Annotated in this window: 13 protein-coding genes; 11 read left to right on the top strand and 2 right to left on the bottom strand. The window is 38.7% G+C overall.

Annotated features, from left to right (window positions below):
* Positions 1-52 precede the first annotated feature (52 nt).
* The gene (locus ACIQZG_RS16755) at positions 53-679 is read left to right on the top strand and encodes a DUF7010 family protein (RefSeq protein ID WP_402756628.1); all 627 of its coding nucleotides are present in this window, start codon (positions 53-55) and stop codon (positions 677-679) included.
* Between the two features lie 113 nt (positions 680-792).
* Here ACIQZG_RS16755 and ACIQZG_RS16750 read toward each other — a convergent pair whose 3' ends face one another.
* Positions 793-1,479, bottom strand: coding sequence for a M23 family metallopeptidase (locus tag ACIQZG_RS16750; RefSeq protein ID WP_402756627.1), 687 nt, complete (start codon positions 1,477-1,479; stop codon positions 793-795).
* Positions 1,480-1,600: 121 nt separating this feature from the next.
* Positions 1,601-2,233: a TetR/AcrR family transcriptional regulator gene (locus ACIQZG_RS16745; RefSeq protein WP_402756626.1), complete on the bottom strand. Its 633-nt coding sequence runs from the start codon at positions 2,231-2,233 to the stop codon at positions 1,601-1,603.
* A 332-nt stretch (positions 2,234-2,565) separates the two neighbouring features.
* On the opposite strand from ACIQZG_RS16745, the gene ACIQZG_RS16740 reads away from it, so the two are divergent.
* The 10 genes from ACIQZG_RS16740 to ACIQZG_RS16695 all read left to right on the top strand — a co-directional run bounded on the left by ACIQZG_RS16740 (position 2,566) and on the right by ACIQZG_RS16695 (position 12,164).
* Positions 2,566-3,807: a substrate-binding domain-containing protein gene (locus ACIQZG_RS16740; protein ID WP_402756625.1), complete on the top strand. Its 1,242-nt coding sequence runs from the start codon at positions 2,566-2,568 to the stop codon at positions 3,805-3,807.
* Between the two features lie 109 nt (positions 3,808-3,916).
* Positions 3,917-4,684: an ABC transporter ATP-binding protein gene (locus ACIQZG_RS16735; RefSeq protein WP_402756624.1), complete on the top strand. Its 768-nt coding sequence runs from the start codon at positions 3,917-3,919 to the stop codon at positions 4,682-4,684.
* Positions 4,668-5,375, top strand: a complete 708-nt coding sequence (locus ACIQZG_RS16730; protein WP_402756623.1) for an ABC transporter ATP-binding protein — start codon at positions 4,668-4,670, stop codon at positions 5,373-5,375. The genes ACIQZG_RS16735 and ACIQZG_RS16730 overlap by 17 nt, the downstream gene beginning before the upstream one ends.
* A 15-nt stretch (positions 5,376-5,390) precedes the next feature.
* The gene (locus tag ACIQZG_RS16725; protein ID WP_402756622.1) at positions 5,391-6,263 is read left to right on the top strand and encodes a branched-chain amino acid ABC transporter permease; all 873 of its coding nucleotides are present in this window, start codon (positions 5,391-5,393) and stop codon (positions 6,261-6,263) included.
* Positions 6,263-7,279 carry a branched-chain amino acid ABC transporter permease gene (locus tag ACIQZG_RS16720; RefSeq protein WP_402756675.1) on the top strand — a complete coding sequence of 339 codons (1,017 nt, stop codon included), beginning with the start codon at positions 6,263-6,265 and terminating at the stop codon, positions 7,277-7,279. The genes ACIQZG_RS16725 and ACIQZG_RS16720 overlap by 1 nt, the downstream gene beginning before the upstream one ends.
* Positions 7,276-8,280, top strand: coding sequence for a 3-oxoacyl-ACP synthase (locus tag ACIQZG_RS16715; protein ID WP_402756621.1), 1,005 nt, complete (start codon positions 7,276-7,278; stop codon positions 8,278-8,280). Before ACIQZG_RS16720 ends, ACIQZG_RS16715 begins: the two co-directional genes overlap by 4 nt.
* A 12-nt stretch (positions 8,281-8,292) precedes the next feature.
* Positions 8,293-9,204 (top strand): intracellular short-chain-length polyhydroxyalkanoate depolymerase, encoded by a 912-nt coding sequence (gene phaZ, locus ACIQZG_RS16710; RefSeq protein ID WP_402756620.1) that lies wholly within the window; start codon positions 8,293-8,295, stop codon positions 9,202-9,204.
* Positions 9,188-9,919 carry a 3-oxoacyl-ACP reductase FabG gene (gene fabG, locus ACIQZG_RS16705; RefSeq protein WP_402756619.1) on the top strand — a complete coding sequence of 244 codons (732 nt, stop codon included), beginning with the start codon at positions 9,188-9,190 and terminating at the stop codon, positions 9,917-9,919. Before phaZ ends, fabG begins: the two co-directional genes overlap by 17 nt.
* A gap of 18 nt (positions 9,920-9,937) precedes the next feature.
* Complete coding sequence (locus ACIQZG_RS16700; protein ID WP_402756618.1) at positions 9,938-11,395, top strand: AMP-binding protein; 1,458 nt, start codon at positions 9,938-9,940, stop codon at positions 11,393-11,395.
* A gap of 214 nt (positions 11,396-11,609) precedes the next feature.
* Positions 11,610-12,164 (top strand): DJ-1/PfpI family protein, encoded by a 555-nt coding sequence (locus tag ACIQZG_RS16695; protein ID WP_402756617.1) that lies wholly within the window; start codon positions 11,610-11,612, stop codon positions 12,162-12,164.
* Positions 12,165-12,296: the final 132 nt, after the last annotated feature.

Genomic DNA, 12,296 nt, shown 5'->3' with positions numbered 1-12,296 from the left:
GAAGGCATCTTTTAGTCTTTTAGAATGAAATTGAAAGAGGAGGGTTCATGATATGGCGCAAACCATCATTCCCAGAGCTGCTGTGCGCGGGACAGCTAGTGGAGTTATCTTCATGGCGTTTTTTGGTACTATGTGGGCAGGTATTGGAATTAGAGGACTGCAGGGCTGGGGATTTGTCTGGCTGTTGATTTTATCCCTGCTGATTGGAATTTTACTACTTACTGGAGGAATCGTTTTGATAATGAATTCAAAAATGTTATCAAATAAGATGGTGGAAGGGGATGCCCTTCGTTGGAAACGAAAGAATAGGTGGTTCGGCATTATTTTCGGTTTAGAAGGAGTATTGATAGCCGCAGCCTCCGTAATTTGCCAATCTACCAATCACTTAGATTTGTTTGTCCCTGTTATGGCTCTTATTGTAGGTGCTCATTTCTTTCCTCTGGCAAACCTTTTCCAGGTCAAAATCTATTATATTACGGGTTCACTCCTTTGTATGTTTTCGGTAATCACACTGCTTACTTTCCCTGTAAGCGTAACTTGGGGGAATCATCAAATTATGGCATGGTGGACATCTATTGGTTTTAGCACAGCCCTGACATTATGGGGAACCGGGATGGCAGTGTGGATTACAGGCCATAGACTGCTGAAAAGCGCTAAGAATGGTTTCAAAGAAGTTTAACTATTTACTATTACCTTTTTGATAAAGACATTATCACAACTCTAAAGGGGTACCCTCAGGAAAGTGCGGATTCCCTGAGGGTACCCCTTTATGCAGTTTTATTCATTGGGCTTTTAAAACCTTATTCTATCCTTATTTGTTGGAATCCCATTCTTTACTTTTTCCCATGTGCCATTTTTAAATAATTCGTATTGTTCAAAAGCAAAAGGTAATCCGTTTGCAATAGCTACGTCACTGCTATCCATAAGTTGAAAATGCAAATGTGGAGCAAAGGAGTTACCTGAATGACCAACTCTACCAATAACGTCACCTTTTTTAACACGCTGACCAACTGAAACCTGAATTGACCCCGTTTGAAGATGGACTAATCCAACATATACATTGTCGCCACATTCTATAATGATGTAGTTGCCGGCAACGGATTGTATGTCGTCTTTTTTGGGGTTGAAATAACGAGCGTTTTTATAAGCATTAGACATATCTGAAAGCAATTTTGTTCGTGTTCGTTCTTGATAACCATCCTCTGCTTGGACAATGATCCCGTCGCAAGGAGCATATACATCTTGGCCCCAACAATAATATTCGTCTAAGGGAACACCAAAAAGTAAATATTGCGCCAAACTAACGCGATAGGCGGGCCAACCTTTTCTTTCCCAATCCACTTGTATAAAATCACAAGCATATCTTGATCCGAATCGGTTTGTACCGTGACTCGGAATTTTTGTCCCTGGAGTGTTAGGCGAGTGCCATTCTCCTCTCAGAGGAAACTCTACGATTATCGGCTCACGTGCATCAAACATCTCATATCCCTCCTCTGTCGTGCATTATTGAAAATGACTAGTACCACAAGTGTAGTGCCAGTACGAAACTGATAAGTACAGGCATACGTTTTATCATGTTGAACGCACATTTCCCAATCCCTTATTCATTGCCTGGTGTGTAGAATACTTTTCTCAGTTCATCAAAGTATCCATCAATTTTTTCAACAACAAATTCATAGTTTATGGCTGGAGATTCTGAATTTCTAATATTCTCCAATATTTCATTAGTAAATCCAACATTAGCCCAAAGAATAAATTGTTTGCACTTTTCGATGTCCAAGCCTACTTTAAATTTACCTTCATCTATTTCATCAAATAAATTAGGATAACAGCTTGAATATTCTTTGTGTGTTCTATTTTCGAGTTCTTCATTAACCTCGTTAGAATTAGTAATTCGTGAAAGTTTATTAAAATCTAAAATCCAAGGGTACTTTTCCGATAATTTAATTTGCAAAAGATATGATTGCCGTAGCCTGTCAAAAATATCTTTTGCATCATAATTCATCAATTCAAAATATTCATGTTTAAGTAGTTCTGAGAAGTAATCATACACAACAAGAAAAAGCTCCTGCTTGCTACTTACATAGTGAAACATAAGAGCTTTAGAAATTCCGGCTTCTTTTGCGATTACATTTGTAGAAGCGACGTCATATCCTTTTGATGAAAATTCTTTTAATGCCGCATTTAGAATTGTGTCCCTCCTTTGAGGGGTTAAATCTAATAACTTTGTCAATATCTGTCCCCCCTTTAAAGAAACAATATTTACCTGTTAGGTTAAATTTAGTATATAAAAATTTACCTATAAGGTCAATGAGGAGGTGCCCTACTTTATAAAATTAATTACTTGCATCGCAACCGCCTGTTATAGCTTTCTCGCTTAGGCTTAAATGTAAGATACGGAACTGGAAAAGGGGTCATTTTCTATCGATTAATTAGTTATTAATTTATTTGATCCAACTTTATTTCAAAGCATCTGTAACTGATTTGTAACTTGCTTTTTATATAGTTAAAGCACAGCGAAGAAAGCGCTTACGAAACATCTCACTTACAGGAAGGGGTTTTGTAATGAAAAAATATTGGCTAGCTTTGTTATTACTTGTACTGACAATGGTCGTTGCGGCATGTAACGGGGATAAACCAGCAGATAATACTACAACTGCTGATGATGACAAGGGGACTGAAGGCACTGAAGGCACTGTTGAAGAAGGCACGATTAAAATTGGTGTACTTGCCTCGTTAACGGGAGCACTGGAGTCTTATGGCAAGCAAACACAACGCGGTTTTGATTTAGGAATTGAGTATGCAACAGATGGCACTATGGAGGTTAACGGCAAAAAAATTGAAATTATTTATGAAGATACAGAAACTAAGCCTGAAGTAGCCGTGCAGAAGGCAACAAAATTATTAGAAGATGATAAGGTCGATTTTCTAGTAGGCTCCTCTAGCTCTGGTGATACGCTTGCAGTTTTACCGTTAGCAGAAGAATACGAAAAAATCATGGTTGTCGAACCAGCAGTGGCAGATAGTATAACTGGCTCAGAGTTTAATGAGTATATCTTCCGCACAGGACGTAATTCGTCACAAGATGCGTATGCAGCAGCGGCAGCGATTGCTGGAAAAGATGTAAAAATTGCAACATTTGCACCTGACTATTCATTTGGTTGGGACGGTGTCGAAGCATTTAAAACTGCAGCAGAAAAACTTGGTGCGAAAATAGTTAAAGAGGAATTCGCAGATCCAGCGGCAACTGATTTCACTTCAAACTTACAGAAAATCATTGATGCTAAACCAGACTATCTATTTGTAGTTTGGGCGGGAGCAAACTCTCCATGGAATCAAATTGCTGATCTTAAACTTCAAGAAAAAGGCATTAAAATTTCGACAGGAGCCCCAGATATTATTGCCTTGAAATTCATGAATCCATTAGTAGGCATGGAGGGCTTCTCTGTTTACTATCACACACTACCACAAAATGATGTGAATAAGTGGTTAGTAGATGAACATCAAAAACGGTTTAATGAAGTACCTGACCTATTTACACCAGGAGGCATGTCTTCTGCCATTTCAATTGTTGAAGCTTTGAAAAAATCTGAAGGTGATGCAGATGCAAATAAGTTAATCGGGATCATGGAAGGTATGTCATTCGAAACACCAAAAGGAACGATGACTTTCCGAGAGGATGATCACCAAGCCTTACAATCGATGTATTCGATTCGTTTAGAAAAACAAGAAGGATTTGACTATCCAGTGCCAGTGCTTATCCGTGAGCTAAGTCCTGAAGAGACTGCTCCACCAGTTATGAATTAGATTTACTGCAAAGGTTTGTAAGGAGACAGAGTGCGCATTACGTTCTGTCTCTCTTCATCTACTTTCTACTGAGAGTATGTGAAGAGAGATAGAGGAAGGGGGAGTTGTGATGGAGCCTATTTTGCAAACAAACAATTTAACAATACGCTTTGGCGGGCACACAGCGGTCGATAATGTGAATTTTAGTATGCCAGAGAAACAATTAAAATCAATCATTGGACCAAATGGAGCGGGGAAAACAACTTTTTTCAACTTAATTAGTGGTGAATTAAAGCCAACTAGCGGTGACGTTTACTTTAAAGGGGAGTCTCTGTCTCAAAAATCCTCGATAGAACGAACTCGTATGGGGTTGGGACGTTCGTTTCAAATTACTAATGTCTTTCCTAATTTGACTGTTTTAGAAAATGTGCGATTAGCCGTCCAATCAAAAGAGAAAGTACGATATCAAATCTTTCGTCATTATAAAAGCTATTGTGCCATTACGGAAAAAGCAGATGAATTATTAAAGCTTGTGTTGCTCGACAACAAAAGAGATGCCGTTACTACGATGCTATCACATGGTGAGAAAAGAAAACTAGAAATTGCCATGCTCCTAGCGCTTGATACCGAAATACTATTGCTCGATGAACCAACTGCAGGGATGTCTTTGGAAGAGGTACCTGCAATTTTGGAAGTCATACGTTCGATAAAAAATAACGGCGACAAAACTATTTTACTCATTGAACACAAGATGGATATGATATTAGATTTGTCAGATTCCATCATGGTGTTATTTAATGGTCAATTACTTGCAGACGGGACGCCAAATGAAATCATGCAAAATGAAACTGTACAAAATGCTTACCTAGGGGGTCTTTATGATGAACACCTTGCTTAACTTAAAAGACGTTCATACACATATAGGCCAGTACCACATTTTGCAGGGGGTAAATTTCGAGGCGAAGGAGGGGCAAGTGAGCGTACTTCTCGGCCGAAATGGTGCTGGAAAAACTACGACTTTAAAAACAATCATGGGGCTAACACCCGCTTCTAAAGGTGAAGTTGAATTTCAATCACACTCCATTAAGAAAATTCCAACTTATAAGGTTGCAAAATTAGGGGTTGGCTATGTGCCAGAGAATCAAGGGATTTTTGCTGATTTAACGGTCGAGGAGAATATGAAAGTAGCAATGCGTAAGGAAGACACGGCAGCATTTGAGCGGCAAGATTATGTACTTCAGCTTTTTCCAGACCTAAAGAAATTTTGGAAAAAAGCTGGCGGCCATCTTTCAGGTGGTCAAAAACAAATGCTATCCATGGCACGAGCATTTATCAATGATAGTAAATTGATGTTGATTGATGAACCATCTAAGGGGCTCGCACCTATTGTTGTGGAGAAAGTGATGGAGGCAATTGTTGAGATGAAGAAGCAAACATCGATTGTTCTGGTCGAGCAAAATTTCATCATGGCTAGTCGTATTGGAGATACGTATACCTTAATTGATGATGGTCGAACTGTACATGCTGGAAGAATGGAGGATCTAGTCCATAATGAAGAGTTAAAACGAAGATATCTTGGAATCGGGTAAAGGAGGTGTTGCACATTGGAATTATTAGCGAATTTAATTATTAACGGTTTAGCAACTGGAATGTTAATTTTTTTACTGGCAGCAGGACTAACCCTTATTTTTGGGCTGATGGACGTTTTAAACTTTGCGCATGGTGGTTTATTTGTATGGGGCGCATACGCGGGAATCTTTACGTATATGTCTACAGAGAGCTTTTTAATAGGTATTGTGGGGGCTCTTTTGACAGGTGCAGTTTTAGGGCTAGTAACTGAGAAATTCATTATTACACCGGTTTATGGCAATCATATTCAACAAATTTTAATTACGTTAGGGTTAATGCTTGTCTTGCAAGAAATGATAAAAGTTGTATTTGGACCAAATGGTGTACCGGTGCAAACACCAAGCTATTTAGCAGGAAGCTGGGAAGTTGGCGACGTTATTATCATTAAATATCGATTATTTATCATTGTAGTAGGATTTGTGATTTTTAGCATTTTCCAATATATGCTGAAGCGAACGAAGATTGGGCTAATCGTCCGTGCAGGTGTACAGGATAAGGAAATGGCACAAGCACTTGGCATTCATATTAAAAGGGTCTTTCTCTATGTATTTATGGTCGGAGCGGCATTAGCAGCCCTAAGTGGCATGTTAATGGCTCCATATTCAGGTGTCATCTATGCAGAGATGGGCATGGAGTACGCCATTTTAGGATTTATTGTCGTCGTAATTGGGGGGATGGGTAGCTTTTCTGGTTCACTTTTAGCGGCAATCTTAGTGGGGTTAGCGGGTAGCTTCATGGCTTATTATGTGCCTGTTTTATCACTTGCCGTCAATATGATTTTAATGGCTATCGTGTTAATTTTCCGTCCTCAAGGCTTATTTACGCTAGGAAGGGAGAGATCAACATGATGAAAAAGCTCTCTTGGCAGTATCTTTGTTTTTTTCTCATTCTTGTGTTCCTAATCCTTTTCCCGTTCATTAACGATTCTCGTACGCTTATCATTTTGTTAACGCAAATTTTTATATTTGGGATTTTAGCGATGAGCTATGACATTTTACTGGGGTATACAGGCATTGTATCTTTTGGACACGCAATGTTTTTTGGTATTGGTGCCTATACGACGGCCGTTATGCTGAAGCAAATGGATACCTCGATTGCTATCTTTATATTGTCAATTGTGGTTGGTATGTTAATTGCAGGGTTTATTAGCTTCCTTGTAGGGTTACTTACGCTACGTTTGAAAAGTCACTTCTTTGCAATGCTTACCTTAGCATTTTCAGGTTTGTTTTTAGTCGTTGCTGAGAAATGGCGTTCTATCACATATGGAAATGACGGCTTTACATTTAGAGCACCTGAAATTTTTAAAGATCGAATTACATTTTATTTCTTCGTATTAACTTGTTTAGTCCTTATTTTTGTAGCGCTTTATCGATTCGTAAATTCTCCTACTGGCAGAATTTTAATTGCAGTACGGGAGAACGAACAAAGAACAAGATCATTAGGTTATAACACATTGCACTATAAAGTGATTGCTTCTGTTGTCGCTGGTGTTGTGGCAAGCTTAGCAGGATCTTTATATTCGCTGTCTCTGCGTTTTGTTAATACAAGTGTAATGACGATGGATATTACACTCGATGCGTTATTAATGACGATTATCGGTGGGGTTGGTACATTAGTCGGTCCATTACTTGGAGCGGCAGTCATTGAATATGCACAGCATACGCTTTCTGGATTAGCGAGAGATTATCCAATATTTGAACGCTGGATTATCTTCTTTGGTATTCTCTATATTTTAGCGGTAATCTTTTTCCCGAAAGGAATCATTGGTTCCATTCGAATGCTACTTTGGAAATGGCGTTTCAAACTAAACGAGAGAAAGAAAGCTCCAACTTCTCTTCCGCAAGAAAAGGAGCGGTTTGAATGACTGTAGGTATTGTGAGTACAGGAATTTATATTCCACAAACGAAGATGACGTCACAAGAAATTGCAGCTCTTTCTGATATACCGGAAGAAATCATTCGTCAAAAAATGGGGATATATGAAAAGCCTATTCCCGGTCCAGAAGATCATACAGTTCAGATGGGGATTTGGGCCGCACAAGATGCTTTAAAAAAGGCAAACATCGAACCGAAATTAATTGATGTTGTGATGTATATAGGTGAAGAACATAAGGAATATCCACTTTGGACCGCTTCTATCAAAATGCAAGAAGAACTTGGTGCAGTAAATGCCTGGGCCTTTGATGTCCAATTGAGGTGTAGCACGACAATAATGGCAATGAAATTAGCAAAAAGTTTAATGGAATCTGATGAATCTATTAAAACCGTGTTACTTGCTGGAGGCTATCGAAACGGGGACTTTATAGACTATCAAAACCCAAGAGCTCGTTTTATGTTTAATTTGGCAGCTGGCGGTGGTGCTTTGATTTTACAAAAAAACTATGAGAAAAATCACTTGCTAGAAGCAGCCATTATCACAGATGGGTCTTTTTCGGAGGACGTACTTGTGCCAGTTGGTGGTACAAAGAAACCTATAACTCCTAAAGATTTAGAAAATAATTTATACAAATTAGATGTTATTGATCCGGTAGGCATGAAGGAACGTCTTGAACAAAAGTCATTAAGCAATTTTTTAAAGGTGATTCGGAGTTCTTTATCGAAAAGTGGGTTAAGTGAAAAAGAGTTGGACTACTTAGCAATGCTGCATATGAAGAAGTCGGCACATGATTATGTCCTGTCATCACTTGGGCTGCAGGAGGACCAATCAATCTATTTACGGAACTATGGTCATATTGGACAAATTGATCAAATATTATCGCTTCAAACCGCTTTAGAAGTTGGACGTATACAGGATGGGCATATTGTGACATTAGTAGGTGCGGGTATTGGCTATGTTTGGGGAGCTATAACAATTCGCTGGGGATAAGGAGGAAGAAAAATGTTGTTAACAGTACAATTATCAAATGGAGAATCGATTGCATATCGTAAACGTGAGGGTGGTGCACACCATTTACTTTTAATTCATGGAAATATGACATCTTCAAAACATTGGGATGTATTTATCGAAGCATTAGATCCGAAATATACGATATATGCAATTGATTTACGTGGTTTTGGTGGTTCATCCTATCACAAACCGATTACAAGTATAAAAGATTTTAGTGATGATGTAAAACTTTTTGTAGATGCGATAAAGTTAAGTCAATTTGATTTAATTGGCTGGTCAACAGGTGGAGCGATAGGTATGCAATTTGTTGCAAATTACCCTGGATACTGCCGACGACTCGTCTTACTAGCATCTGCTTCTACGAGAGGATATCCATTTTATACAGATCTTGGTACAGGGAATCAGGCATCCATAAAACGAGCAACTACTTACGAAGAAGTATTACTAGATTCATCCAAAACCAAATTAGTGCAGGGATTTTACGATACACATAACGTGGAAGGTTTAAAAGCTGTTTGGAATGCACTTATTTATACTCATAATCAACCAGAAGCAAATCATTATGGTGTCTATGTAGAGGATATGTTCACGCAACGAAACCTTGCTGAAGTTTATCATGCATTAAACACCTTCAATATAAGCAAGGTTGATAATGAAGTGGCAAAGGGAACAAAAGGAGCCCAGTATATTAACATTCCCACTTTAGTGTTAAGAGGCGATCGGGATTACGTAATTACAGAGCAGATGAAAAATGAAACAATTGAAGATTTAGGTCAAAATGTACAATTTCAATGTTTAGAAAACTGCGGCCATTCTCCGCTGATTGATGATTTACCACAGCTTATTTCAAAAATTGAAAGTTTTTTAGAAATAGGAGGAAAAAATTATGCGTTTAAACAATAAAGTAGCGATTATTACAGGTGCAGCAAACGGAATTGGGTATGCAGCAGCTGAGCGTTTTATTGAAGAAGGTGCATTAGTGTATATCGCCGATTTTGATGAGGATGCTGGTATAACGTCTGCGAAAAAGCTAGGTGACCAAGCAATTTTCGTTAAAGTAAATGTTGCGGATAGAAAGAGTGTGAAAAATTTAGTTACATTTGTGATGGAGCAAGCTGGTCAAATCGATATTTTAGTGAATAATGCGGGTATTACAAGAGATGCCATGCTAACAAAAATGACGGATGAACAGTTTCAGCAAGTTCTAAATGTTAACTTAAGCGGTGTTTTCCATTGTACACAAGAAGTTATCCCACATATGATTGCAGCTGGCAGTGGCAAAATCATTAATACTTCCTCGGTTAGCGGGATTTATGGTAATGTCGGTCAGACCAATTATGCAGCGGCAAAAGCAGCGATTGTAGGGATGACGAAAACATGGGCGAAAGAGCTGGGACGTAAAGGCATCAATGTCAATGCAGTGGCACCAGGATTTACTGAAACTGAGATGGTGAAAAAAATGCCAGAAACGATACTTAACCAAATGCGCTCAGTCGTGCCATTACAACGGTTAGGCGCACCGCGAGATATTGCTAATGCCTATTTATTTTTAGCGTCAGATGAGGCTTCTTATGTCAGTGGTCACACGCTTCATGTAGACGGCGCAATTATGATGTAGTAAAGGAGGCCGGTCAAGATGAATGTGGAGCAAGCTTGGATATTGAAACGTGCAACCCTAACCCCGACTAAACTGGCACTGATTAACCTCGAAACAAATGAACAATGGACCTATCAACATCTAGCTAGTGAAATAGCAAAATGGAGTCATTATTTTGAACGACAGAACCTCCAAGTTGGTAGTCGTGTAGCCATTTATGCAAGGAACAATATTCATTTGTTTGCAGTGATGTTTGCTTGTGGGCTTAGAGGACTTATTTATGTTCCTTTGAATTGGCGCATAAGTACAGAAGAATTGAACCATATACTTGCTGATGCTACACCTTCATTACTTATTTACGATCCAGAAATACCATGTCCAATTTCTTTAGATAAAATGCAACCGTTACAGTTGAATAACGAAGTTACAGCATCACCTACAATTACTCCAATGGACTTAAATGATCCCTGGCTCATGATTTATACGGGTGGGACTACTGGCAAGGCAAAAGGAGTCGTTCTTTCTTTCAATTCAATTAACTGGAATGCACTAAATACAATTGTTAGCTGGGGAGTAAGTGAACAGGATTGCACGTTAAATTATATGCCGATGTTCCATACAGGTGGCATTAATGCATTGTGTATCCCATTGTTAATGGCCGGTGGTACAGTAATTATTGGTGATAAATTTGAGGCAGAAAAAGCGCTGATTGCTATCAATCATTATCGGACTACAATTTCACTTTTTGTGCCTACCATGTATCAGGCTATGATTACAACTAGCTATTTTAAAGAAAACAAGTTTCCAACAGTAAAAGTATTTTTATCTGGTGGTGCTCCATGTCCATTTCCAATATATGATGCCTTCTTTAATAAAGGGCTTTACTTTAAAGAAGGGTATGGTTTAACAGAAGCAGGACCAAACAATTTTTTCATTACACGCGAAGAAGCCTATTTTAAAAAAGGTGCAGTCGGAAAAAGTATGCAATTTAATGAAGTGAAAATCGTAAATGCGGCGGGTACTGTTTGTGCGCCAAATGAAGTTGGTGAGCTATTCGTAAAAGGAAAGCATATGTTTAGATTTTATTGGAATAATCCTCACGAAACCGAACAAACCATCCAAAATGGTTGGCTGAAGACTGGCGATTTAGCAAAAGTGGATAGCGATGGGGATTATTATATTGTAGGTAGAAGAAAGGAAATGATTATTAGTGGTGGTGAAAATGTCTATCCGCAAGAAGTAGAACAGTGTATTTTACGTCATCCACTAGTGACGGAGGTTGCTGTAATTGGCGCACCGGATGATTATTGGGGTGAAATCGTCACAGCCTTCATTGTATGTAATCTTCAAACAAAAGCTATTTTAGAAGAAGTGGAACTACTTTGTAAGACTCATTTAGGTCAATACAAAATGCCAAAAAAGGTAATTTTCATAGATGAATTACCAAAAACAATTGTCGGGAAAATCGACAAGCAAGCATTACATTTGAAAATATAAGATAAAATGAGGAGCAAGATTAATTGAATAGGGATTCTAATTTAAAGGGCCTGTTCGAGGTCCTTTATTTGTTTTACATCAGTTATTGAAAGAATAGTAGAAGCGGTTTTTCTTGCTTCTTATTATTTTATGAAAATTACAAAAATTCAGCAGGTAATCTCTCTTAAGTGTCGAATTAAGCTACTAGATTCACAAAGAAAAGGGGATGGGAAAGATGTCAAAAAATATCTTGATTATTGCTGGCGATGCAGTAGAGGCATTGGAGATTTATTATCCGTATTACCGTTGTTTAGAAGCAGGTTATACTGTGACGATTGCAGCACCTTCAGCAAAGAAGCTACAAACTGTCTTGCATGATTTTGTAGATGGCGTCGATACATATATCGAACGTCCCGCGTACGGATTAGAGGCCCATGCAGCTTTTGAAGATGTTGTTCCGAAGCAATTTGATGGGTTAATTATTCCGGGAGGTCGAGCACCCGAATATATTCGTCTAAACGAGTATGTACCGGCAATTGTGCGCCATTTCTTTGAGGAGAATAAGCCGGTTGCAGCAGTTTGTCACGCAGCACAGATTTTCGCAACAATCCCTGAGGTACTAGAAGGACGCGAGCTAACGGCCTATATTGCTTGCAAACCAGAAGTTCAAGTAGCGGGTGGTACTTACATTAACGCCAATTTGCATACTGACGGTAACCTTGTAAGTGGTCATGCATGGCCAGATTTACCGGGATTAATGCGAGAATTTATCCTAAAACTAGAAGATTAATTGTGGAGTGTGTCCGAATAAATCAAATCGGACACACTTTTATGTGCGCCTAGCATGGGTGTAGTCTATAGGGTGCAAGTCCCGAACTGTGAAGGCAGAAGTAATAGTTAGCTTAACGCAAGGGTGTTCGTG

The sequence above is a fragment of the Lysinibacillus sp. NPDC096418 genome (assembly GCF_044762775.1).
Lineage (GTDB): Bacteria > Bacillota > Bacilli > Bacillales_A > Planococcaceae > Lysinibacillus.
Note: the sequence above shows the minus strand (reverse complement) of the source record. Positions and strands in the feature narration are given on the sequence as shown.

Bases quoted from the DNA above. Each gene is read 5' to 3' on its own strand.
- ACIQZG_RS16735 (WP_402756624.1), top strand. From the start codon at position 3,917: ATGGAGCCTATTTTGCAAACAAACAATTTAACAATACGCTTTGGCGGG.
- ACIQZG_RS16750 (WP_402756627.1), bottom strand. From the start codon at position 1,479: ATGTTTGATGCACGTGAGCCGATAATCGTAGAGTTTCCTCTGAGAGGA.
- fabG (WP_402756619.1), top strand. From the start codon at position 9,188: ATGCGTTTAAACAATAAAGTAGCGATTATTACAGGTGCAGCAAACGGA.
- ACIQZG_RS16720 (WP_402756675.1), top strand. From the start codon at position 6,263: ATGAAAAAGCTCTCTTGGCAGTATCTTTGTTTTTTTCTCATTCTTGTG.
- ACIQZG_RS16740 (WP_402756625.1), top strand. From the start codon at position 2,566: ATGAAAAAATATTGGCTAGCTTTGTTATTACTTGTACTGACAATGGTC.
- ACIQZG_RS16700 (WP_402756618.1), top strand. From the start codon at position 9,938: ATGAATGTGGAGCAAGCTTGGATATTGAAACGTGCAACCCTAACCCCG.
- ACIQZG_RS16755 (WP_402756628.1), top strand. From the start codon at position 53: ATGGCGCAAACCATCATTCCCAGAGCTGCTGTGCGCGGGACAGCTAGT.
- ACIQZG_RS16715 (WP_402756621.1), top strand. From the start codon at position 7,276: ATGACTGTAGGTATTGTGAGTACAGGAATTTATATTCCACAAACGAAG.
- ACIQZG_RS16695 (WP_402756617.1), top strand. From the start codon at position 11,610: ATGTCAAAAAATATCTTGATTATTGCTGGCGATGCAGTAGAGGCATTG.
- ACIQZG_RS16730 (WP_402756623.1), top strand. From the start codon at position 4,668: ATGAACACCTTGCTTAACTTAAAAGACGTTCATACACATATAGGCCAG.
- phaZ (WP_402756620.1), top strand. From the start codon at position 8,293: ATGTTGTTAACAGTACAATTATCAAATGGAGAATCGATTGCATATCGT.